This window comes from Actinomyces radicidentis, assembly GCF_001553565.1.
GTDB lineage: Bacteria > Actinomycetota > Actinomycetes > Actinomycetales > Actinomycetaceae > Actinomyces > Actinomyces radicidentis.
In genome coordinates this window covers 61,156-84,839 of record NZ_CP014228.1, presented here as the reverse complement: position 1 = coordinate 84,839, position 23,684 = coordinate 61,156, and the positions used below count along the sequence as shown (strand labels likewise).

16 protein-coding genes, 1 tRNA gene and 2 rRNA genes are annotated in these 23,684 nt (G+C 69.5%); 12 read left to right on the top strand and 7 right to left on the bottom strand.

Annotation, left to right across the window (positions count from 1 at the left end; translation table 11 throughout):
• The first annotated feature begins 343 nt into the window (after positions 1-343).
• The 3 genes from AXF14_RS00385 to AXF14_RS00375 all read left to right on the top strand — a co-directional run bounded on the left by AXF14_RS00385 (position 344) and on the right by AXF14_RS00375 (position 5,377).
• Positions 344-3,487 (top strand): 23S ribosomal RNA (locus AXF14_RS00385).
• Positions 3,488-3,689: 202 nt separating this feature from the next.
• Positions 3,690-3,807 (top strand): 5S ribosomal RNA (gene rrf, locus AXF14_RS00380).
• 208 nt (positions 3,808-4,015) lie between these two features.
• The gene (locus tag AXF14_RS00375; protein ID WP_150118496.1) at positions 4,016-5,377 is read left to right on the top strand and encodes a threonine/serine exporter family protein; all 1,362 of its coding nucleotides are present in this window, start codon (positions 4,016-4,018) and stop codon (positions 5,375-5,377) included.
• Between the two features lie 102 nt (positions 5,378-5,479).
• Here the strand turns inward: AXF14_RS00375 and AXF14_RS00370 are convergent, their stop codons facing one another.
• Positions 5,480-7,093, bottom strand: a complete 1,614-nt coding sequence (locus AXF14_RS00370; protein ID WP_067938985.1) for an aspartate:alanine exchanger family transporter — start codon at positions 7,091-7,093, stop codon at positions 5,480-5,482.
• Positions 7,094-7,283: 190 nt separating this feature from the next.
• Between AXF14_RS00370 and AXF14_RS00365 the strand changes: the two genes are divergently transcribed.
• The 6 genes from AXF14_RS00365 (at position 7,284) to AXF14_RS00340 (ending at position 13,773) form a co-directional block, all read left to right on the top strand.
• On the top strand, positions 7,284-9,131 hold the full coding sequence (locus AXF14_RS00365; protein ID WP_084355231.1) for an acetolactate synthase large subunit: 1,848 nt from the start codon (positions 7,284-7,286) through the stop codon (positions 9,129-9,131).
• Between the two features lie 4 nt (positions 9,132-9,135).
• Positions 9,136-9,648: an acetolactate synthase small subunit gene (gene ilvN / locus AXF14_RS00360; RefSeq protein WP_067938980.1), complete on the top strand. Its 513-nt coding sequence runs from the start codon at positions 9,136-9,138 to the stop codon at positions 9,646-9,648.
• 8 nt (positions 9,649-9,656) lie between these two features.
• The gene (ilvC, locus tag AXF14_RS00355; RefSeq protein ID WP_067943806.1) at positions 9,657-10,688 is read left to right on the top strand and encodes a ketol-acid reductoisomerase; all 1,032 of its coding nucleotides are present in this window, start codon (positions 9,657-9,659) and stop codon (positions 10,686-10,688) included.
• A 108-nt stretch (positions 10,689-10,796) separates the two neighbouring features.
• Entirely contained in the window at positions 10,797-11,870 is a 1,074-nt protein-coding gene (locus AXF14_RS00350; RefSeq protein WP_067938978.1) for a 3-isopropylmalate dehydrogenase, read from the top strand.
• A 69-nt stretch (positions 11,871-11,939) separates the two neighbouring features.
• Positions 11,940-13,160: a nucleotide sugar dehydrogenase gene (locus AXF14_RS00345; RefSeq protein ID WP_067938974.1), complete on the top strand. Its 1,221-nt coding sequence runs from the start codon at positions 11,940-11,942 to the stop codon at positions 13,158-13,160.
• Positions 13,161-13,272: 112 nt separating this feature from the next.
• Entirely contained in the window at positions 13,273-13,773 is a 501-nt protein-coding gene (locus AXF14_RS00340) for a hypothetical protein (RefSeq protein ID WP_150118369.1), read from the top strand.
• A gap of 24 nt (positions 13,774-13,797) precedes the next feature.
• On the opposite strand, the gene AXF14_RS00335 is transcribed toward AXF14_RS00340, so the two are convergent.
• Positions 13,798-14,172, bottom strand: coding sequence for a hypothetical protein (locus AXF14_RS00335; protein WP_150118368.1), 375 nt, complete (start codon positions 14,170-14,172; stop codon positions 13,798-13,800).
• Positions 14,173-14,674: 502 nt separating this feature from the next.
• Between AXF14_RS00335 and AXF14_RS00325 the strand changes: the two genes are divergently transcribed.
• Together AXF14_RS00325 and cimA are read left to right on the top strand one after the other, a co-directional pair.
• Positions 14,675-15,835, top strand: coding sequence for a branched-chain amino acid aminotransferase (locus AXF14_RS00325; RefSeq protein ID WP_067938963.1), 1,161 nt, complete (start codon positions 14,675-14,677; stop codon positions 15,833-15,835).
• Between the two features lie 165 nt (positions 15,836-16,000).
• Positions 16,001-17,704, top strand: coding sequence for a citramalate synthase (gene cimA, locus AXF14_RS00320; protein ID WP_067938959.1), 1,704 nt, complete (start codon positions 16,001-16,003; stop codon positions 17,702-17,704).
• A gap of 30 nt (positions 17,705-17,734) precedes the next feature.
• Here cimA and AXF14_RS00315 read toward each other — a convergent pair whose 3' ends face one another.
• Positions 17,735-18,796, bottom strand: a complete 1,062-nt coding sequence (locus tag AXF14_RS00315) for a threonine ammonia-lyase (RefSeq protein ID WP_084355230.1) — start codon at positions 18,794-18,796, stop codon at positions 17,735-17,737.
• 82 nt (positions 18,797-18,878) lie between these two features.
• Here AXF14_RS00315 and AXF14_RS00310 point away from each other — a divergent pair, with 82 nt between their 5' ends.
• Entirely contained in the window at positions 18,879-19,835 is a 957-nt protein-coding gene (locus AXF14_RS00310) for a LysR family transcriptional regulator (protein WP_067938958.1), read from the top strand.
• Between the two features lie 399 nt (positions 19,836-20,234).
• Here the strand turns inward: AXF14_RS00310 and AXF14_RS00305 are convergent, their stop codons facing one another.
• The 4 genes from AXF14_RS00305 to AXF14_RS00290 form a co-directional block, all read right to left on the bottom strand.
• Positions 20,235-21,101, bottom strand: a complete 867-nt coding sequence (locus AXF14_RS00305; protein ID WP_067938956.1) for a polysaccharide deacetylase family protein — start codon at positions 21,099-21,101, stop codon at positions 20,235-20,237.
• A gap of 87 nt (positions 21,102-21,188) precedes the next feature.
• Positions 21,189-21,264, bottom strand: a tRNA-His gene (locus AXF14_RS00300).
• Between the two features lie 323 nt (positions 21,265-21,587).
• On the bottom strand, positions 21,588-22,208 hold the full coding sequence (orn, locus tag AXF14_RS00295; protein WP_067938954.1) for an oligoribonuclease: 621 nt from the start codon (positions 22,206-22,208) through the stop codon (positions 21,588-21,590).
• A 266-nt stretch (positions 22,209-22,474) separates the two neighbouring features.
• Complete coding sequence (locus tag AXF14_RS00290; protein WP_236755694.1) at positions 22,475-23,398, bottom strand: hypothetical protein; 924 nt, start codon at positions 23,396-23,398, stop codon at positions 22,475-22,477.
• Positions 23,399-23,684: the final 286 nt, after the last annotated feature.

The window sequence follows — 23,684 nt, the reverse complement described above, 5'->3', positions numbered from 1 at the left end:
TGGTGCGGGGTTGGAACGCTATCGGCATGAATGAGCACATCACCGTGCAGGTGGTCCTCTCCTTTGGTGGGGGCTGCTTGTTGGTGGTGCCCCCGTCCCTCCCCGGGTTCGCCTGGGGGTGGTTGCGGGGGTGGCGCACTGTCGGGGTTCTGGGGCAACACAGTGCCGGCCCTCTGTTTGGGGGGTTGGTGGCCCTGGCGCCTCACCGCACGAAGCTCGCAGCCCTTGATGGTTGTTGGTGGGTGGTGGTGTGGGTGGGTTGGTTGTGAACTGCATAGTGGACGCGAGCATCTTTGATCTTTGTCAATCATGAGGCCTGTTGGTCTTGTGGTTGTTGCATGTTTTGTTTGTTTTTTTGAGCGTTCGGTGGATGCCTTGGCATCAGGAGCCGATGAAGGACGTGGTGGCCTGCGATATGCCTCGGGGAGCCGGCTAACGGGCTGTGATCCGAGGGTTTCCGAATGGGGGGACCCGGCACCAGTTATGTGGTGTCACCTGCATCTGAATTCATAGGGTGTAGGGGGTGACGCGGGGAAGTGAAACATCTCAGTACCCGCAGGAGAAGATATTCCGTGAGTAGTGGCGAGCGAAAGCGGATGATGGTTAAACCGTTTCCGTGTGATGACCCGGCAGGGGTTGCGGTTGCGGTGTTGTGGGGCGCATCTTTCTCATGTCTGCCGGCGTGGGGCGCAGTGAGAAACTCGCATGGTAGCTGAATCCTCTGGGAAGGGGAGGCGTAGTGGGTGAGACCCCCGTAGGCGAAACTGTGTGGGCTGTGTGGGTGCGTTGCCCGAGTAGCACGGGGCTCGTGGAATCCTGTGTGAATCTGCCAAGACCACTTGGTTGCCTGAATACTTCCTGATGACCGATAGCGGATAGTACCGTGAGGGAATGGTGAAAAGTACCCCGGGAGGGGAGTGAAATAGTACCTGAAACCGGGCGCTTACAAGCCGTCAGAGGCCTGCTGGGCTGATGGCGTGCCTATTGAAGAATGAGCCTGCGAGTTAGTGCTGTGTCGCGAGGTTAACCCGTTGGGGGGAGTCGTAGCGAAAGCGAGTCCTAAAGGGCGTTTTAGTGGCACGGTCTAGACCCGAAGCGGGGTGATCTACCCATGGCCAGGTTGAAGCACGTGTAAGAGCGTGTGGAGGACCGAACCCACTTCAGTTGAAAATGGAGGGGATGAGCTGTGGGTAGGGGTGAAAGGCCAATCAAACTCCGTGATAGCTGGTTCTCCCCGAAATGCATTTAGGTGCAGCGTCCCGTGGTCCCCGGCGGAGGTAGAGCTACTGGGTGGCTGATCGGCCCCACAGGGTTAGTGACGTCAACCAAACTCCGAATGCCGTTCGGGTTACAGCGGGGCAGTGAGACTGCGGGGGATAAGCTCCGTGGTCAAGAGGGAAACAGCCCAGATCGCCGGCTAAGGCCCCTAAGCGTGTGCTAAGTGGGAAAGGATGTGCGGTCGCGCAGACAACCAGGAGGTTGGCTTAGAAGCAGCCACCCTTGAAAGAGTGCGTAATAGCTCACTGGTCAAGTGATCGTGCGCCGACAATGTAGCGGGGCTCAAGCACACCGCCGAAGCCGCGGATCCGCAGCGTGTACTCTCCTGTCCCTTGATGGACGTGGCAGGGGTTGCGGGTGGTAGGGGAGCGTCCTGCACCGGGTGAAGCCTCGGAGTGATCCAGGGGTGGATGGTGCGGGAGTGAGAATGCAGGCATGAGTAGCGACACTAGGGTGAGAAACCCTAGCGCCGAATGACCAAGGGTTCCAGGGCCAGGCTAGTCCGCCCTGGGTGAGTCGGGACCTAAGGCGAGGCCGACAGGCGTAGTCGATGGACGACGGGTTGATATTCCCGTACCGGCGAAGCACCGCCCATGCTGACGCGCGGGTGCTAACCCACGCCGATGGCCACGAACGCGTCATGTGATCACTTCGGTGGTCCGTGTCGTGGTGGTTGTTGGTCTGGGGACCCTCCGTGCAGGTAGGCAAGCGTATTAACAGGGGTGACGCACAGTGGTAGCCTCCGCGGGCCTAATGGCTTGGCCCGTTCAAGCGAGCAGCCCGCTGCCTAGGCAAATCCGGGCAGCATGAGGGTCAGACGTGATGGTGACCCGCCCATTTGGGTGGGGAAGTAGGGTGATCCTGGGGTGCCGAGAAAAGCCTCGACGCGATGGTGCCAGCCGCCCGTACCCTAAACCGACACAGGTGGTCGGGCAGAGTATGCCTAGGCGCACGAGATAATCATGGTGAAGGAACTCGGCAAAATGCCCCCGTAACTTCGGGAGAAGGGGGGCCCAAGCCTTGAAGCTCCTTGCGGGCTAGGGGTGAGGGTCGCAGAGACCAGGGAGAAGCGACTGTTTACTAAAAACACAGGTCCGTGCGAAGCCGCAAGGCGATGTATACGGACTGACGCCTGCCCGGTGCTGGAAGGTTAAGAGGAACCGTCAACCCCTTTCGGGTGAAGCGGTGAATTTAAGCCCCAGTAAACGGCGGTGGTAACTATAACCATCCTAAGGTAGCGAAATTCCTTGTCGGGTAAGTTCCGACCTGCACGAATGGCGTAACGACTTCTCCGCTGTCTCCACCATGAACTCGGCGAAATTGCATTACGAGTAAAGATGCTCGTTACGCGCAGAAGGACGGAAAGACCCCGGGACCTTTACTATAGCTTGGTATTGGCGCCCGCCATGACTTGTGCAGGATAGGTGGGAGACTGTGAAGCGGCCACGCCAGTGGTTGTGGAGTCGTCGTTGAAATACCACTCTGGTTATGGCGTGCGCCTGAACCTCGGCCCGTGATCCGGGTCAGGGACAGTGCCTGGTGGGTAGTTTAACTGGGGCGGTTGCCTCCTAAAGTGTAACGGAGGCGCTCAAAGGTTCCCTCAGCCTGGTCGGCAACCAGGTGTTGAGTGCAAGTGCACAAGGGAGCTTGACTGCGAGACCGACAGGTCGAGCAGGTACGAAAGTAGGAACTAGTGATCCGGCGATCCCGAGTGGGTGGGTCGTCGCTCAACGGATAAAAGGTACCCCGGGGATAACAGGCTGATCCTGCCCAAGAGTCCATATCGACGGCATGGTTTGGCACCTCGATGTCGGCTCGTCGCATCCTGGGGCTGGAGCAGGTCCCAAGGGTTGGGCTGTTCGCCCATTAAAGCGGTACGCGAGCTGGGTTTAGAACGTCGTGAGACAGTTCGGTCCCTATCCTCTGCGCGCGCAGGAGACTTGAGAAGGCCTGTCCCTAGTACGAGAGGACCGGGACGGACGAACCTCTGGTGTGCCAGTTGTCCCGCCCGGGGCATGGCTGGTTGGCTACGTTCGGAATGGGTAACCGCTGAAAGCATCTAAGCGGGAAACCATCTTCAAGATGAGGTCTCCACACGACCCTTCGGGGTTGTGGTAGGCCCCCAGTAGACTACTGGGTTGATAGGCCGGGTGTGGAAGACCTGCAAGGGTTGGAGCTGACCGGTACTAATTGGCCGACACAAACAACACGCGCCCCCCGGCCACGTTCGTGGCAGGGGGATGAAATGATCTTTTGCGCTTGCGTCCACTGTGCGGTTCACGACCAACCCACCAACCCCGAACAACAACAGGGGGGGGCCGGCCGGTCACGGCTCGAGCCTCACCTGGCGGGGTTGTGTGACATGTTGGATAGTGGTTTTTCCGACGACCGTGTGTTGCCTGTTTGGTCGTCTCGGTGGTCATAGCGGGAGGGTTCACGCCCGGTCCCATTCCGAACCCGGAAGCTAAGACTCCCAGCGCCGATGGTACTGCACTCGCTAGGGTGTGGGAGAGTAGGACACCGCCGAGCACACACGTGAAGAGGCCGCCGGCAGGGCCGCCCCGCAAGGGCGGTCCTGCCGGCGGCCCTTTTCGTGCTCGGAACGCGACACGCCTCTCGGCCTAGGTCCTCAGGCCTGTACGGAGCCGTATCGAGCAGGGACGATGGCGCAGTGAGTCATTCCGTTGAGCCCTTCGATTCGCACGACCCGGATCCGGCGCTGGACGCGGACCGGCTCATGCTCCAGTCGGCCGTCGTCTTACGGCTGGGAAGCATGATGCTCGCCGCCGGCGCTGGTTCCTACCGCATCAAGTCCTCGATGGCCCGAGCGGCATCCGCCGTCGGCCTCGACCGCCATGAGGCCACCGTGACGATGACGGAGATCGTCGCCTCCTCCTACGTCGGAGACCGATTCCGCACGGAGGCCTGCGAGGTGAGGGGAGTGGGCGTCAACGTCGACAAGCTCGAGGCGCTCCGCCGCATCGTCCACGACCTCCACGCTCACGAGACCGTCGAGCACCTCAACGAGAAGCTCGACGAGATCGACCACATGCGCACGCTCTACGGGGACTTCCTCAACGCCGCCGCCTCCGGCGTCGCGTGCGCGGGATTCTGCTTCCTCAACAAGGGCGGCTGGGTCGAGTGCCTCACCGTGCTCCTCGCGGCCTTCATCGGTCAGTGGGTGCGGCGCCAGATGCTCGAGCGGAAGTACCAGCACTTCTTCACCTGGCTCGTCTGCGGCGTCGTCGCCTCCTCGGTGTACATGGCCGTCGTGGCGGGCCTGAGCGCTGGCGGCCTCGTCACCGGGAACCACCAGGGAGGGATCATCTCCGCGATCCTCTTCCTCATCCCCGGGTTTCCCATGGTGACGTCCATGCTCGACCTCGCGCGCCAGGACTTCTCCTCCGCGATCTCCCGGGGCGCCTACGTCGTGGTGACCATGGCGGCCGCGGGCGTCGCGGTGTGGAGCGTCACCTACGTCTTCAACTGGCAGGTGGACGCCACGACGACCGCCTACCCGACCGGCTGGGTCCTCAACCTCCTGCGCTGCTTCTGCTCCTTCATCGCCGCCTACGGCTTCGCCATGCTCTTCAATGCCGGCACGCGGGCCTGCGTGCTCGCCGCCATCGTCGGCGCGCTGGCCAACACGGGGCGCCTCCTGCTCATCGACTGCTTCAATGTCCCCTGGCAGATGGCGGTCGGCATCGCGGCCGTCACCATCGGCCTCCTCGCGCAGCTCTTCGTCAACCGGGCGAGCCTGTCGCGAGTGGCGCTGTCCGTGCCCGCCGTCGTCATCATGATTCCCGGCGTGCCCTTCTACCGGGCGGTCTCCGCGCTCAACAACACGACCGTGGACGCGAACGTGGCCGTCGGCTCGGCGGCGTCGAACCTCGCCGAGGTCTTCTTCGTCATCACCGCGATCGGCGTCGGCCTGGCGCTCGCCCGCATCCTCACGGATCACAACTGGCGGCACGACACCCCCACCTCCGTGCGTGTCATCCTGCCGGAGGACGAGGTGGGCGGCCCGACGCCCGACGCTGCCCGGAACACGGCGACCCCGCAGGTCATCGTCGAGGACGGCATCGAGCTCGACGAGTGACGCAGCACTGACGCCCAGCCGCGCGACCACGACGGCGCCGCGGCCCTCACCAGGGCCGCGGCGCCGTCGTCATGTCGTGTCCAGCCGGGGGAGGGGCGTCCCTCAGAGCCCGCCGAGGAACTGCGCGATGAAGATCTTCACGATCATCGCCACGGGGTAGACCATTGCGTAGCCCAGGGCCACGCGCGGGTCCGATCCGGTGCGCTCGTTGGCGAAGGCCAGGACCGCCGGCTGGGTCTGCGCGCCGCCGATGAGGCCCGCCAGGCGCGTGCCGCCCATGTGGAAGCCCCAGCGCATCGAGGCGTAGAGGGCGAGCCCCACGATCGTCGTGATGACGAAGCCGGTGATGAGGATCTTCCACCAGTCGCCGCCCGTGAAGGCGTGGGCGATCTGGCCGCCGGCCTTCGTGCCCGCCTGCGCGAGGAACATGAGGAGTCCGAACTCGGAGAGCACGGCCGTCGCCGTGTAGGGCAGCGCCGTGACGAATCCGCGGATGCGCCCGATCCGGCCGAAGAGGAGCCCGATGAGGAGCGTGCCGGCCGCCGAGCCGATGGAGAAGGTCGAGCCGGTCGGTGTGAGGAACTTCCACTCGCCGATGACGATGCCGAGCGCCATGCCGAGGCCCAGCGCGATCGGGTTGATCGAGGCCAGGCCGCGGGCCGAGTCGCCGAAGAACCTTGAGATCTCGCTGATGCGGCCGGTCGGGGCGACGACGCGCACGCGGTCGCCCTGCTGGAGGACGAGGTCGGGCGTGCCGACCATGTCAACGTCGCCGCGGCGCACGCGGGAGATGGTGGCGCCGAACTTGTGGTCGACGTCGATGTCGGAGATGGTGCGGCCCGCGAGCTTGGGGTCCGAGACCGTGATGCGTCGGAAGTCGAGGTAGCGGCGGTCCTCGATGAGGGAGTGCGACGAGGAGTGGCCGAGTGCCGTGATCACGTGCCCGACGGCGTCCTGCGTGCCGACGACGGTGACGAGGTCGCCCTTGTAGAGGCGGTCCTCACGGCTGGGCCTCGTGATCGGCCCGGTCTCGCCGCGGCGCAGGCGCGAGAAGCGCAGCTCGCCGGGGATCGTCTCCAGGAGGTCGCCGAGCATGGGGGAGTCGGCGCGCTCGACTCGCACGGTCCGGTTGACGAGCGGCGAGGGGGCGTCCCGGTCCGAGCGGCGGTAGCGCAGCGCCAGGAGGCAGAAGACGAGCATCCCGATGACGCCGTAGAGGTAGGCGACGGCGTAGCCGACGGTGGCGATCGCGGCGCCGTCGGCGTTCCCGGCGAGTGTGGCGGCGTTGCCCGCGGCTGCCAGCGACGGCGTGTTCGTCAGCGCACCGGCGTAGGCGCCGGCGATCATCGCGGGGCTCAGACCCAGGGCGCTGCCGACGCCGTAGCCGGTGGCCGCCGCGGCGATGAAGGCGACGAGCATGACGGCGAGCGGGCCGACGGCGGTCCTGATGACGTGGAAGAAGTTCGGCCCGGACTGGATGCCGATGGCGAAGGTGAAGATCGCCAGGCCCAGCGTGCCCATGGGGGCGGGGATCTCGATGACGACGCCCTTGGAGGCGGCGAAGGCCGCGAGCAGGATCCCCGTGAAGAGGACCGCGGCGGCGCCCAGGCTCACCCCCTTCGCCTTGACGTGCCCGACGAGCATCCCGATGCCGATGAGCAGGAAGAGGGTGAGGACGGCGTTCTCCGCGAGGTGGGAGAGGAGTGCGATGACCACGACGACGTTGCCCGGCCTTTCGTGCGCCCCGCGACGCTGCGGGGCGGGTGAGTCTGCTGGTTTCCCGCAGAATTGTGCCGTCCGTAAGGTGCACGAAGGGCGGACTTCGGTCCGGGGTGGAGCACGCCCTCCCATCTCGGGGACTGAGCCGTGATTCCACGATGCGAGACAACGGCCCTCCTAGTGACACATGTGCGTAACGTTCCCATCACCGACACGGAGTCGGTCCACCCACACGGACAGGAGGGCATCGATGGAACGCTCCGACGCCTCCACGACCCAGGACCGGCAGGTGATGACAGGCGCCCAGGCCCTCGTGCGAGCGCTCGAGGACATCGGCGTCACCGACATCTTCGGCATGCCCGGAGGCGCCATCCTGCCGTTCTACGACCCGCTGCTCTCGAGCTCCCGGATCCGCCACGTCCTCGTCCGCCACGAGCAGGGCGCCGGTCACGCGGCCGAGGGCTACGCCATGGCCACGGGGCGCGTCGGCGTCTGCGTCGCCACCTCGGGCCCCGGCGCCACGAACCTCATCACCGCCATCGGCGACGCCCACATGGACTCCGTGCCCATGGTCGCCATCACCGGTCAGGTCGGCTCCGCCGCCATCGGCACCGACGCCTTCCAGGAGGCGGACATCGTCGGCGCGACGATGCCCTTCGTCAAGCACTCCTTCCTCGTGACCAAGGCGGAGGAGATCCCGACCCGCGTCGCCGAGGCCTTCCGCATCGCCGCCACCGGCCGCCCGGGCCCCGTCCTCATCGACGTCACCAAGGACGCCCAGACCACGGAGATCGAGTACGTGCCCGCCGGCGCCCTCGAGCTCCCCGGCTACGCCCTGCCCGGCCGCCCCAACCAGCGCAAGCTCGCCCAGGCCGCCGAGGTCATCGCCTCCGCCGAGCGCCCCGTCCTCTACCTGGGCGGTGGCCTCGACCGCGCCGACGTCCCCCAGGAGGACCTCCTCGCCCTCGTCGAGCTCATCGGCGCCCCCTTCACGACGACGCTCACCGCGCTCGACGTCCTGCCGAGCGGCCACCCGCTCAACCTCGGCATGCCCGGGATGCACGGGACCGTCGCCGCCGTCGGCGCCCTCCAGCGCGCGGACGTCATCGTCTGCCTCGGCGCCCGCTTCGACGACCGCGTCACCGGCAAGCCGGACACCTTCGCCCGCCGCGCCACGGTCATCCACGTCGACGTCGACCCCGCCGAGATCTCCAAGATCCGCACCGCGGACGTCCCGATCGTCGGCGACCTCAAGGACGTCGTCCCCGCCCTCACCAAGGCCTGCGAGCGCCAGTTCGCCGAGGAGGAGCGCGCCGACATCGACCAGTGGCTCACCGAGGTCGAGCACATCCGCATCACCTACCCGACGTCGTGGACCGACACCGACGACGGCCTCCTCCAGCCCCAGGAGGTGCTCACGCACCTCGACAAGGGCGCGAGCGAGGACACGATCTGGGTCACCGGCGTCGGCCAGCACCAGATGTGGGCCGCCCACTACCTGTCCTTCCACGAGCCGCACACCTGGCTCACCTCCGCGGGCGCCGGCACCATGGGCTACGGCGTGCCCGCCGCCATGGGCGCCAAGGTCGGCGCGCCGGACCGCCCGGTCTGGCTCATCGACGGCGACGGCTGCTTCCAGATGACCAACCAGGAGCTGGCCACCTGCACCCTCAACGAGATCCCGATCAAGGTCGCGATCATCAACAACTCCTCGCTCGGCATGGTCCGCCAGTGGCAGACGCTCTTCTACGGGCAGCGCTACTCCAACACGGACCTCCACACCGGTGCGGGGACGCAGCGGGTGCCCGACTTCGTCCAGCTGGCCGAGGCCTACGGGGCCGTCGGGCTGCGCTGCGAGCGCCTCGAGGACGTCGACGACGTCATCGCGCAGGCCAACGCCATCAACGACCGCCCGGTCGTCATCGACTTCATCTGCTCCGCGGACTCCCAGGTCTGGCCCATGGTGGCCGCCGGCGTGTCCAACGACGAGATCCAGTACGCGCGGGGCATGAGCCCCCAGTGGGAAGAGGAGTGAGACCGTGAGCGAGAAGCACACGCTGTCCGTCCTGGTCGAGAACAAGCCCGGCGTCCTCACGCGCGTGTCGGCGCTCTTCACGCGCCGCGGCTTCAACATCCACTCGCTGGCCGTCGGCCCGACGGAGCACGAGGACGTCTCGCGCATCACGGTCATCGCGGACGCCGAGGGTCAGGCGATGGAGCAGGTGACCAAGCAGCTCAACAAGCTGGTCAACGTGCTCAAGATCGTCGAGCTCGACCCGGAGACCTCCGTCGGTCGCGAGCTCTACCTCATCAAGGTCCGTGCCGACGACACCAACCGCACGGCCGTCCTCCAGATCGTCGACCTCTTCCGCGCGCACGTGGTCGACGTCGCCCCGACGTCGGTGGTCATCGAGACCGTCGGCTCGGAGAACAAGGTCAAGGCGCTGCTCGAGGCCCTCGAGCCCTACGGGGTCAAGGAGATCGTCCAGTCCGGCGCCGTCGCCATCACGCGCGGCCCCCGATCCATCACCGACCAACTCAAGGAGAAGTGAAGTTCACCATGGCAGCTGAGAAGTTCTACGACGACGACGCCGACCTGTCCGTCATCCAGGGCAAGAAGGTCGCCGTCATCGGCTACGGCTCGCAGGGCCACGCCCACGCGCTCAACCTGCGCGACTCGGGCGTCGAGGTCGTCGTCGGCCTGCGCGAGGGCTCCAAGTCCGTCGCCAAGGCCGAGGAGGCCGGGCTCACCGTCAAGCCCATCGCCGAGGCCGTCGCCTGGGCGGACGTCATCACCGTCCTCGCCCCCGACCAGGTCCAGGCCACGCTGTACGCCGAGGAGATCGAGCCCAACATCAAGCCCGGCTCGGCCCTCCTCTTCGCCCACGGCTTCAACATCCACTACGGCTACATCAAGCCGTCCAAGGACATCGACGTCATCATGGTCGCCCCCAAGGGCCCCGGCCACACCGTGCGCCGCGAGTTCGAGGCCGGCCGCGGCGTCCCGGTCCTCGTGTGCGTCGAGCAGGACGCGACCGGCAACGCCTGGCCGCTCGTCCTGTCCTACGCCAAGGGCATCGGCGGCACCCGCGCCTGCGCCTTCAAGACCTCCTTCCGCGAGGAGACCGAGACCGACCTCTTCGGTGAGCAGGACGTCCTCTGCGGTGGCCTGTCCAAGCTCATCCAGTACGGCTTCGAGGTCCTCACCGAGGCCGGCTACCAGCCTGAGATGGCCTACTTCGAGGTCTGCCACGAGATGAAGCTCATCGTCGACCTCATCAACGAGGGCGGCATCTCCAAGCAGCGCTGGTCCTGCTCCGACACCGCCGAGTACGGCGACTACGTCTCCGGCCCGCGCGTCATCACGCCCGACGTCAAGGAGAACATGAAGGCCGTCCTCAAGGACATCCAGGACGGCACCTTCGCCAAGCGCTTCATGGACGACCAGGCCGCCGGCGCCCCGGAGTTCAAGAAGCTCCGCGCCGAGGGCGAGGCCCACCCGATCGAGAAGGTCGGCCACGAGGTCCGCTCCATGTTCGCCTGGCGCTCCGACGTCGACAAGGACTACGAGGAGGGCTCCGTCGCCCGCTGATCGCTGACGCACCGTCACCGATCGCGGCGCCCCACGGCGCGCCCTCGCAAGCGGCCACCATCCGGACCCCGGGTCTCGGATGGTGGCCGCTCTGCGTAGCCTGGTCCCATGACTGAGTCCTCCCAGAAGACCATCAAGCTCGCAGTGATCCCCGGCGACGGCATCGGCAAGGAGGTCGTGCCCGAGGGTCTCAAGGTCCTCGACGCCGCCCTCGCCGGCACCGACGTCACCATCGAGCCCACGACCTTCGACCTCGGCGCCGACCGCTGGCACCGCACCGGCGAGACCCTCACCGACGAGGACCTCGAGGCCATCAAGGCGCAGGACGTCATCCTCCTCGGCGCCGTCGGCGACCCCTCCGTCCCCTCCGGCACCCTCGAGCGCGGCCTCCTCCTGCGCCTGCGCTTCGCCCTGGACCACTACGTCAACCTGCGGCCCTCGAAGTACTACCCGGGCGTCCCCACGCCGCTCGCGAGCCCCGGCGACATCGACTTCGTCGTCGTCCGCGAGGGCACCGAGGGCCTCTACTGCGGCAACGGCGGCGCGGTGCGCGTCGGCACCCCGCACGAGATCGCCACCGAGGTCAGCGTCAACACCGCCTTCGGCGTCGAGCGCGTCGTCCGCTACGCCTTCGAGAAGGCCCAGGCCCGCAAGAAGCACCTCACCCTCGTCCACAAGCACAACGTCCTCGTCAACGCCGGCCACCTGTGGCGCCGCACCGTTGAGGCCGTGGGGGAGGAGTTCCCCGAGGTCGCCGTCCACTACAGCCACGTCGACGCCGCCACCATCTACATGGTGACCGACCCGGCCCGCTTCGACGTCATCGTCACCGACAACCTCTTCGGCGACATCCTCACCGACGAGGCCGGCGCCGTCACCGGCGGCATCGGCCTGGCCGCCTCCGGCAACCTCAACCCCGTCGGCGAGTTCCCCTCCATGTTCGAGCCCGTCCACGGCTCCGCCCCCGACATCGCGGGCCAGGGCAAGGCCGACCCGACGGCCACCATCTCCGCCGTCGCCATGCTCCTGGATCACATCGGGCAGCCCGAGGCCGCCGCCCGCGTCGAGGCCGCCGTCGACGCCGACATGGCCGCGCGCGCCGAGGCCAACCGGGCCGGCAGCCCGCTCGTGCGCTCCACGCGCGAGATCGGTGACGCGATCGTCTCCGCACTGCTGTCCTGAGGCGGGTTCGGCGGCGGCGTCCTGCTGTAGGGTGCAACGGTCCGTGTGAGAGCACTGAGAGGAACCCGGATGAAGATCGCCGTCGCCGGCACCGGTTACGTCGGCCTGTCGCTGGCCGTGCTGCTGGCTCAGCACAACGAGGTCCACGCGCTGGACGTCAACGCCCGCAAGGTGGAGCTCATCAACGGCGGCACCTCGCCGATCGTCGACGCGGACATCTCCGAGCAGCTCGCCTCCGGCTCGCTCGACCTCACGGCCACGACCGACCCGGCGCAGGCCTACGACGGCGCCGAGTTCGTCCTCGTCGCGACGCCCACGAACTACGACCCGGCGACGAACTACTTCGACACCTCGCTCGTCGAGAGCGTCGTCGAGGCGGCCTTCGCGGCCCGTCCCGAGGCGACCATCATCATCAAGTCGACCGTCCCGGTCGGCTACGCGTCCGAGGTCACCGAGCGCTTCCCGGGCGCCCGCATCCTCTTCTCCCCGGAGTTCCTCCGCGAGGGCAGCGCCCTCCACGACAACTTCTACCCGAGCCGCATCATCGTGGGCGTGCCCGCCAACGCCGCGGACCAGGAGTCCCTGGCCGCCTCCGCCCGGACCTTCGCCGAGCTCCTCGTCGAGGGCGCCCGCGCCGAGGACGTCCCCGTTCTCATCATGCGCTCCACCGAGGCCGAGGCCGTCAAGCTCTTCGCCAACACCTACCTGGCCCTGCGCGTCTCCTTCTTCAACGAGCTCGACACCTACGCCGGCACCCGCGGGCTGGACGCCACCTCGATCATCAAGGGCGTCGGCCTCGACCCCCGCATCTCCTCTCACTACAACAACCCGTCCTTCGGCTACGGCGGCTACTGCCTGCCCAAGGACACCAAGCAGCTCCTCGCGAACTACCAGGACGTCCCCCAGAGCCTCATCGGCGCCATCGTCGAGGCCAACGACGTCCGCAAGGACTTCATCGCCGAGGAGATCCTCCACCGCGTCGTCGAGCTCGTCTACGGCGGCACCGCCCACCCCGTGGTCGGCATCCACCGTCTCACCATGAAGACGGGCTCCGACAACTTCCGCGAGTCCTCGATCCAGGGCGTCATGGAGCGCCTCAAGGCCAAGGGCATCCCGGTCGTCATCTACGAGCCGACCCTCGAGGTCGACGAGTTCTACGGCTGGCCCGTCATCCACGAGCTCTCCGAGTTCAAGGCGCGCTGCGACCTCATCGTCGCCAACCGCTGGAACGACGAGCTCACCGACGTCTCTGACAAGGTCTACACGCGCGACCTCTTCCGTCGCGACTGAGACGGGCGGACGCCGCGGCGTCCCCGCACGACTCACGGCGCGGGCCGGGGCGAGAGGGATCTCGCACCCGGCCCGCGTTCCCATGCCGGGGCAGTGCCACTAAATTGCTGGCATGCGTATGATGCTCAGATCACTCACCTTGTCTGGGACCGGACTGCTCGTCCTCGCGTCCCTCGCAGCGTGCGAAAACGGGGCTGCGGAGTCGACGACGACGGCGGCTCCGGAGGACTTCATCGCGGCAGCGGCGACGGCGGCGAGCGACTCCGCTAGTGCGGGTGTCGCGGGTGCTGTGGAGAACATCGCGGAACAGGCGCCCGCCATCGCCTCGGCAGCGCCGGCGCAGCTCCTCAACGAGGTGCGCGTCGAGAGGGCCTCGACGCTCGACGGCCTCGATCGCCGTGCCGACGAGATCCGGCCCTTCCTGGCCGCCTGGGCCGGGGACCAGCTGACGATCGACCACGACGTCGTGGAGACCGCGCTGGAGGGCGAGTACGTGGACGCCATCGAGGTCGCGCTGAGCAGCTATGAGGCGCTCGTGGCCACCTATGAGGCTGCGGTCGCCGGACCCTCGGCGACGCCTACGCCGACGGCGACCCCCCTGTCCCAGTACTGAGGGAGCCAGGGCGGGACCGACTCCTCAGGACGCGGTCGAGCCCTCAGAGGCCTCCGGCGAGGGGGTGGGCTCTCCGCCAGGCCACGTGGAGGTCGTGGAGACTCCGCTGACCTCGGTCCCCTCAAGCGCGAGGCTCCAGGCGGCCTCGTCGAAGGCGCCGGCCGGACAGATCTCCGTGGCCTTGAGCGACGCTCCGTCCGCTCCCCAGACGCGGGTGAAGGAGCGTCCGTCAGCGTCCTGCCCGTCGAGGCTCGCGGTGAAGGCGGTGCTGATACCCGCGTAGGGCGTGGACGTCCCGATCGTCGCCTCGCTCGAGCCGGTGCTGGCGTCATCGTCGTAGCTGTCGAGCGCAGCTTCGGCTGCAGCGCGTGACAGCTGGCGGTCATCCGCTCCCGACACGAGCAGAGCCGAGCTCGAGGACACCTAGGCGGTGAGGGGCAGCGCGTCGTCCGGGAGCTCCACGTCGCGTCAGTAGTCTCCTCGTCGGCGGACGTCGCCTCAGCGGTGGTTCCGTCCGTTGCCTCCGTCGCCGTGGACGACGGGCGGCCGTAGCCGGCGATGACCGGGGCCCCGAACGTGATCGTGCTGGGCGAGGGCTGTGTCGTGCCGGAGGCGGCAGTGGGGAGCTCCAGCGACACCGTGACTGGGGTGCCGGACGTGGTGGGGGCCGCCTTCGTGGCCTTGCTGGTTCCGCTCCCGACGATGCCGCATGCGGCGGCGCTCAGAACGATCAGTGTCGCCGCGACGGCGGGGGCGGCGCGCTTGTGAGCGCGTGTGGCAGCGCTAGACGTCTGGCGTGCATGGGGTGTGCGGGGCACAAGTAACACACTAGCGTGTCGAGTCTGGGTCGCTATGTGAGCCTTGTCCGTCCGGTCGGTGGGCCTCGCAGTAGCCTGAGGTCATGTCTGACGCCGCCTCCACCCCCGACTCGCTCGTCACCCCGCTGGCCAAGGCCGCCGCCGTCCCCGTCCCCGCCGCGGACGAGCTCGCCGGTCGCTTCCCGCTCGTGCCCAACGCGCACCCCGCCACTGAGGCCGAGCGCGCCCAGGCGCTCACCGACCTCCACTTCGGCAAGGTCTTCTCGGACCACATGACCCACGCCCGCTGGACCCGCGGCGAGGGCTGGGGGAGCCAGGAGACCGTCGCCTTCGGCGACATCTCCCTGTCCCCGGCGGCCGCCGTCCTCCACTACGGCCAGGAGGTCTTCGAGGGCATCAAGGCCTACCGTCACGCCGACGGCTCCATCTGGACCTTCCGTCCTCGCTACAACGCCGCGCGCCTCAACGTCTCCGCCCGGCGCCTGGCGCTGCCCGAGCTCCCCGAGGAGGACTTCATCGCCTCCCTCGTCGACCTCGTGCGCGCCGACCAGGAGTGGGTCCCCTCCGGCGACGGCGAGTCCCTCTACCTGCGCCCCTACATGTTCGCCTCCGAGGCCTTCCTCGGCGTGCACGCCGGCGGCGTCGTCGACTACTACGTCATCGCCTCCCCGTCCGGCGCCTACTTCACCCACGGCCTCCAGCCCATCAGCATCTGGGTGGCCCAGGACTTCCACCGCGCCGGCCGCGGCGGCACCGGCTTCGCCAAGACGGGCGGCAACTACGCCTCCAGCCTCCTGCCCCAGCAGCAGGCGGCCGAGCAGGGCTGCGACCAGGTCTGCTTCCTCGACGACGTCACCGAGAAGAACCTCGAGGAGCTCGGCGGCATGAACATCATGGTCGTCGACGCCGACGGCACCGTGCGCACCCCGCACCTGACCGGCACGATCCTCGAGGGCAACACCCGCTCCGCGATCATCCGCCTCCTCCAGGACGAGGGCCGCAAGGTCGTCGAGGACACCATCAGCCTCGAGGGCCTGCTCGCGGACATCGAGTCCGGCAAGGTGACCGAGGTCTTCGCCTGCGGCACCGCCGCCGTGGTCGTCCCCCTCGGCCACCTCAAGGGCGAGGGCTTCGACGTGACGATCTCCGGCCAGGAGGTCACCCACCAGATCCACGACCGCCTCACCGGCATCCAGTACGGCCGCTACGAGGACCCGTACGACTGGATGTACCGCCTGGTCTGACCCACGCAGACGGGCCTGCGCGGAGCGTCGGGGCGCCCGCACACGAGGTCCTCACCGGTGCGGCCGATCACGCACCGGGCGCCACCGCGCCACCCGCGCGCCCCGTGGCACACTGACGCGGCCGCCGGGACCCCGCCCGCGCGGGAGCACGAGGAGGCCCCGGAGATGGCACACACCAGCAGTCGGCCGAACGAGCCGACGAGCAGCCCGGCGGGCAGCACGCGGCCCGCCGTCGCCGTCTACGACACCACCCTGCGCGACGGCGCCCAGCAGCAGTCCGTCTCCTTCACCGTCGACGACAAGCTCGCCGTCGCCCGCCTCCTCGACGAGCTCGGCGTCGCCTACATCGAGGCCGGCTGGCCGGGCGCCATCCCCAAGGACACCGAGCTCTTCGAGCGCGCCCGCACCGAGCTCGACCTTCAGGTCGCCAGGCTCGTCGCCTTCGGCTCCACCTGCCGCGCCGGAGCCCCCGCCGCCGAGGACGCCCAGGTCCGCGGCCTCATCGACTCCGGCGCCCCCGTCGTCACGGTCGTCGCCAAGTCCGACCCCGTCCACGTCGAGCGCGCCCTGCGCACCACCCGCGAGGAGAACCTCCGTATGGTGCGCGACACCGTCGAGGTGCTCACCGCGGCCGGACGCGAGGTCATGGTCGACCTCGAGCACTACTTCGGCGGCCTCGCGCACGACCCGGGCTACGGCGTCGACGTCGCCCTCGAGGCCGCCCGCGCCGGCGCCACCGCCGTCATCCCCTGCGACACCAACGGCGGCACCCTCCCCGGCGGCATCGCCGACGCCGTCCGGTCCCTGCGAGCCGCCCTCGACGAGGCCGGCTGCGAGGCGTGCGCGATCGGCATCCACACCCACGACGACTCCGGGCTCGCCGTCGCCGGCGCCCTCGCCGCCGTCGACGCCGGCGCCCGCCAGGTCCAGGGCTGCGTCAACGGCTTCGGCGAGCGCACCGGCAACGCCAACCTCCTCACCCTCGTCGCCAACCTCGAGACCAAGACCGGCTGGACCGCCCTGCCCGGCGACGACGACGGGCGGGCCCGGAGGCTGGCCGAGCTCAGCCGCGTCTCCCGCCGCGTCGGCGAGATCGCCAACCGAGCACCGTCGGGCCGCGAGCCCTACGTCGGCGCCAAGGCCTTCGCCCACAAGGCCGGCCTCCACGCCAGCGCCATCAAGGTCGACCCCGACCTCTACCAGCACATCGACCCCGCGCGCGTCGGCAACACCATGAGCATGCTCGTCTCCGAGATGGCCGGGCGCGCCTCCATCGAGCTCAAGGCACGCGAGCTCGGCATTGACACCGACGGTGACTCCGAGCTCCTCGGCCGCGTCACCACCGCCGTCAAGGAGCACGAGGCCCGCGGCTACGCCTACGACGCCGCCGACGGGAGCTTCGAGCTGCTGCTGCGCCAGGCCCGCGGCGACCTGCCCGAGTACTTCCGCGTCGAGTCCTGGCGCGCCTCCGTGGCGGCGCGGCCCGCGCCGGGGGAGGAGCTCCTCCCCATCGACGGCGCCACCGAGTCCGAGTCCGAGGCCACCGTGCGCATGTGGGTCGGCGGGCGGCGCCACGCCGTCCTCGGCGAGGGCAACGGCCCCGTCAACGCCCTCGACCACGCCCTGTGCGACGCGCTCGCCGAGACCTACCCCGAGATCCGCGGCTTCGAGCTCACCGACTTCAAGGTGCGCATCCTCGACTCCGAGCGCGGCACCCAGGCCATCGTGCGCGTCCTCGTCGACATCACCGACGGCGAGCGCACCTGGTCCACCGTGGGCGTGGGCACCGACATCATCGAGGCCTCCTGGGAGGCGCTGACCGACGGGCACGTGGTGGGGCTCATCCGGGCGGGCGTGGAGCCGCGGTAAGCGGGACGCGCCGGCTGCGCGTCGTCCGGCTCAGCGACGGGACGGCGCACCCAGGTCCGCCAGCTCCGCGGCGTCGGCGACACCGCCCGACACCACGACGGCGCACCGGCGCGGACGATCCCCGTCCGCGAGCAGACCCGCCAGCGAGGCGGCGCCCGCACCCTCCGCGAGCGTGTGCGCGCAAGACGCCAGGAGGCGGCGCGCGTCGTCGATCGCGTCGTCATCGACGAGGATGAAGTCGTCCAGGGCGCCGCGCATGACGCGCTGGGGGAGACCGGAGGACGCCGCCACCGCCAGGCCCGAGGCGCGCGTCGTGCACACGTCCTCCACCGGACGCCCCTCCCGCCAGGCCCGCCAGGCCGCCGGCGCCTGAGCCGACTGGACCCCGATGATCCGGCAGGACGGCGCGATCGCGTCGCGCACGAGGCACGCGCCCGCCGCGCCCGAGCCCGAGCCGACCGGCACGTACACCGCCTCGAGGTCCGGGTGCTCGCGCAGCAGCTCCAGGTACACCGTGGCGTGCCCGTGGATGATGTCCGGCTCCTCGCAGGGGCTCACGAAGTACCAGCCGGCGCCGGCCGCGCGCTCGCGGGCCGCCCGCACGGCGTCCGTCACGGTCCCGTCCTCGATGACCACCCGTGCGCCCAGCGCCTCGACCGCCCGTCGCTTGACCTCCGGAGCGCACGACGGCATGACGATGACGGCGCCCAGCCCGTGCGCCCGCGCCGCGTAGGCGATCGACTGGGCGTGGTTACCCGTCGACGCCGTCACGAGACCCTCGGGGAGCCCGCTGCCCAGGCGCTCGACCATCCCGGCGACGAGCGCCATGCCGCCGCGCACCTTGAACGCGCCGGTCGGCTGGACGTTCTCCTGCTTGACGACCACCTCGCAGCCGGCCATCTCGTCGAGGAGCGGGTAGCGCCAGCTCGGCGTCGCCGGCAGGACGCCGGAGAGCGCCGTCGCGGCACGCAGGACGCCGTCGAAGGAGACCGGCAGGTCGTGCTCGATGCCGCGCTCGACGTGGCGCGGAGTGGCGGCGGCGTCGGAGGGGGCGGCGGACGTGCTGCGTGCGGGGGCGGCGATGGCTGTCATGGCTCCATCGTGACGAGCCCGGATCGATCGGTCCAGACGAAAGATTCGAGCAAACCAATCGATGATGTCGTAGTGTGGGTGCGTGATCGACGTCAACCGCCTCCGCGTCCTCGTGGCGCTCGACGAGGAGGGAACGCTCGCCGGCGCCGCCGACGGACTCGGATACGCCCAGGCCACCGCCACCCACCACCTCCAACGGCTCCAGTCCGAGACCGGCGCCGTCCTCGTCACGCACGTCGGCCGCCGCCTCCGCCTCACCCACGAGGGCCGCTACCTCGCCGACCAGGGACGGGCGCTCCTCGCCTCCCTCGACCGCGTCGAGCGCGAGCTCCAGTCGATGACCGACCTCGCCTCCGGCGTCGTCCGCCTCGCCGCCTTCCCCTCCGCCGTCGCCGTCGTCGTGCCCGCCGTCCTCGCCGCCCTCGCCGAGCGGGCGCCCGGCCTCGAGCTCCAGGTCGTCGACGCCGAGCCGCCCGAGGCGCTGCAGATGCTGCGACGCGGCGACGTCGACCTCGCCCTCACCTTCTCCTACCCCGAGGGCTCCGACGACGACGCGGTCCGGCGCCTGGACCTCGGCGACGACCTCCTCCACCTCATCGAGCCCGCAGCGGCACGCGCCGGCACCGGGGGCGGGGACGCCCAGGCTGGGGCGGGCGCCGTCGGCGGCGGTGCCGACGAGGTCGCCGACGGTGCCGACGAGGTCGCCGACCTCGGACCCTGGCGGGACGCGACCTGGGTGACGGGCTGCGAGCGCTGCCGCGCCCACCTCACGAGCGCCTGCGCGGACGCCGGCTTCGAGCCCGTCGTCGGCTACGCCAGCGACGACTACGTCGCCGTCCAGGCGCTCGTCGCCGCCCGCGGCGGGGTGGGGCTCCTGCCCAGGATGGCGCTCGAGGCCTTCACGCACCCGGGCGTGCGGACGCGACCCGTGCGCGCGCAGAAGCGCGTCGTCTCCGTGTGCACCGCCGGCGCGCCGCCCTACGGGCCCGCGGTCGACCTCGTGCTCGAGGTCATCGCGCAGCGCGGCTGGGTGGGCTGACGGGGCGCGCGGCCCTGGCGGTAGCGGTGGTGGTGGCGCGCAGCGGGCCGTACCCGTCCTCCTCGCACCACCACACGCCGACGGGATAGCCTCCGGTGAGACGGCGCGTCGTCGTCGGCAGGAATCGTGACGGCGCCGACCACCACATGCCGGAGACGTCCTCGGCGGGGTCGGCCGGGGCGGCTCGACGGAGGCGCTGCGCTCGGCGGCGGCGCGGGCCGGCGAGCAGCGCAGCCGCACGACGGGAGGCGTGCCCCGCCGGCTCATGCGTGCTCCTCGTGCTGACGGCGTCGTCGGGGCGTCGGCGCAGCCGCACGGAGCGCCTGCACGGACGACTCGGAGGCGGCCCGCCCCAGCGCTCGCACCGGGCGCCGCGAGACCCGAGCCCGCAGTCCCTGCTCAGACGTGCCGGTCGTGACCCGGGCCGAAGAAGACGTCGTCGAGCGTCGCGGTGAGCAACGAGCGCTCGCGCAGGATGTCGATGATCTGGCCGTACAGGTGCGTCACCGTCGGGAAGTTCGCGTGCCCGATGACGACGTGCTGCGCCAGGAGCCACTGACGGGCCTGGTCCAGCAGCACGTCCTCCGTCAGCAGCCCCGAGTCACCGAACGAGCCGTACCACAGCGTCGGCGACGTGTACCCGAGCTTCGCGCACACCGAGTCCGTCCACGAGCTCCGGTACCCGTACGGCGGACGCACGAAGGGCGCTCCCGTCACGCCGCAGGTGTCCCGCAGGAAGGTCTCGCAGCCGGACACCTCCGAGATGATCTCCGACTCGCTGATCTGCGTCAGCCCCGCGTGCGTCACCGTGTGGTTCCCCAGCTGCACCTGCCCGGACTCCACCAGCGGCATCATCTTCGCCTTGCAGTCCGTCCACCCCGGGTACGAGGAGGTCACGAAGAAGGTGAGGCGCACCCCCGACTCCTTCGCGAAGTCCAGGTACGCGTCGACCACCGAGGAGTCGGCCCCGTCGTCGATCGTCAGCGCCACCGTGTTCCCGACCGCCTCCGGCAGACCCGTGATCACGCCCGACAGCTCCTGCGGGCCGGGCAGCGGGGGAGGGCCGTCCTGCAACCACAGGGCGCTGCGCGACGGGGTGGGGCTCGGCGTCGGCGTCGGCGTCGGACTCGCCGAGGCGGACGGCGTCGACGAGGCGGCGCCGGAGCCTCCGGACGAGGCCTCGGGCGCCCGGGACGAGGACGAGCAGGAGGCGGTTGCCGCCACCGTGCCGGCGGCGAGCACGAGCATGAAGTCTCGACGATCCATGGATCACCTCTGAGCTGTGGGGATGGAACGGCGTCGGTGCCGCGAAACGAGAACCGGCCCCGGCGAAGTGCCGGAGCCGGAATCGGATGGGGTGGCTAACGGGGCTTGAACCCGCGACCTCCTGGACCACAACCAAGCGCTCTGCCAACTGAGCTACAGCCACCATCGCTGCGGACGTGCCGCAACGAGTCGGTACTTTATCGGGTCGCGCCCGGCTGGGCCAAACCGGCGCCCGTGCACTGCGTCACGTGGGGTGCGGGCCCTGTGCCAGGGGAGGTACGGGGAGGGGAGGCGGCGGGCGAAGGATGCGGCCACGGCTCGGGGGCGTGGGCGGGGCCTGGGGCGTCGCCGCCAATGAGTGAGAACCGGCGGCCGCCGTCGAGAGTGGGCGGCAACCGCTGAGCGCCGTCGGACGCGACAACGCCGGCCACCGCGAGAAGGCGGCGGCCGGCGTCGTCGGATGGTGCCCGGGACCCCGGGCGCAGCTCAGATGAGGTCCGCGGTCGGGTGAGCGACGACGTCCTCCGCCACGGCCTTGCAGTCCTCGCTCGTCGGGCCCTCGCCCTGCGGGAAGAGGACGCCGCGGTAGTAGCGCAGCTCGTCGATCGACTCGAGGATGTCCGCCAGCGCGCGGTGGCCGCCGTGCTTCTCCGGCGACTGGAAGTAGGTGCGCGGGTACCAGCGCTTCGCCAGCTCCTTGATCGAGGAGACGTCGACGATCCGGTAGTGTAGGTACTCGATGAGCTCCGGCATGTCGCGCGCGAGGAAGGTCTTGTCCGTGCCCACCGAGTTGCCGGCGAGCTGCGCCGTGCGGGCCTCCGGGACGAGCGACTTCACGTAGTCCAGGACCTGGCGCTGCGCCTCCTCCATCGTGAGGCCCTCCTCGAGCTCGTCGAGCAGGCCGGAGGTGGTGTGCATCTTGCGCACGAAGTCGTTCATCTGGTCCAGGGCGGCGGCCGGCGGCTTGATGAGGACGTCGATGCCCTCGCCCAGCGGCTTGAGCTCGTAGTCGGTCACGACCACGGCGACCTCGATGAGCGCGTCCGCGCTCAGGTCCAGGCCGGTCATCTCGCAGTCGATCCACACCAGGGGATCTGAGGTACTCATCTGTCGACTCACGGTGGGGAGTCTAGCGCCGGGGCGGGCGAGGGCCCGGTGAGCGAGGGGGCGGTGGGCGAGGGGGCGGTGGGCGAGGGGGCGGTGGGCGAGGGAGCGGACGCGCTGGTCCGGCCCCCCAGCACAAAGGCAGACATCCTCGGCAAACTGTGGCGGCGACGGCGTCGCAGTTTGCCGAGGATGTCTGTCTTTGGCGGTGACGTACGTTCCCAGCGGCATCAGTGGGCCGGCTGGTGGCGGTGGGCCGGCGCGGCGTGCTACCACCGGCGGCCGTTCGGGCGGATGCCGTGGCGGGCGAGCTCGGCCAGCATCGCAGCGCCGTCGCGGTACCACGCCTCGTCCCAGGTCCACCGGGCGACGGCGAGCCCGCCCCGGCGCAGGGCCTGCTCGCGCAGGCGCTCGCTCCACACCGCGTCCTGCGGATCCACCCCGAAGGCGTCACGCGTGTACTTGACGCGGCCGTCGAACTCCCCGCAGACGCGGACGCCGTGCCACAGGAAGTCCAGGCGGTACCGCCGCCCCTCCACGATGACGGTGCGCTGCAGGTCCGGCTCCGGCAGTCCCGCCTGCCACATGCGCACCCGCGAGAGGGACTCTCCGGGTGACTCCGCGCGGGCGTCCGCGAGGTGCGCGGCCTCCCTCGCCCGCCGCGCGCCGACCGCTCCGGTTGGCAGCGCCGCGAGAGCCGCGGTGACGTCGTCAGTGGTCGCGGTGTTCTCGTGGAGGACCTTGTCGAGCGCGGCGACACCGGCCACGAGCGTGCTCCAGCGAGCGAGGTCGAGCCCCGTCGTCGACGGCGCCGTCGTGAGCACGCCGTTCACCTCGACTATCGGCGGGGTCGCAGTCGTGCGGCGCCTCTCGACGAGCGTGGTCCGTCGTCGCTGACCATGAGTGCCCAGGCACTGCACGAGCCTCGGGATCGGGCCGAGAACGGGCAGCCCCAGGTGGACCGCCGCGGAGGCACCCACGAGGACGAGGTCATCGCCGTACTGCGCTGCCGCCTCCGCAATGAGTGCTCGGTGGCGACTCCGTCCGTTCGCAGCCGTCCACTCGTCCGCTCGCGCGTGGACGCCATGAGCGACTCGCTGCCAGCCGGGCTCGCGGTCCGGGCGGGTGGGAACGTCGTCGAGGTAGGGTGCGCGTCCGGACTGCGCGAGGAGGGGAACGGATGAGGTCTCCATGCGCTGAGCCTGCCGGGAGGCGGCGGGGGACGAGCGCTGGCACGGGCCGACTGAGGGCGGAGGGCTCACGGCGGGCCCTGTGGAGCCTGGCAGGTAGGTGCGTGCGGCGCTGACCCTGGTCACGGTGCGCAGCGCCGGGAGCGGCCGGTGCGTGCGTGGCGTACACGGCTCAGAGGCAGACATCCTCGGCAAACTGTGACGCCGTCGCCGTCACAGTTCGCCGAGGATGTCTGCCTTTGTGGGATGGGTGCGTGATGGGTGCGCGATGGGGGTGCTGGACGCGGAA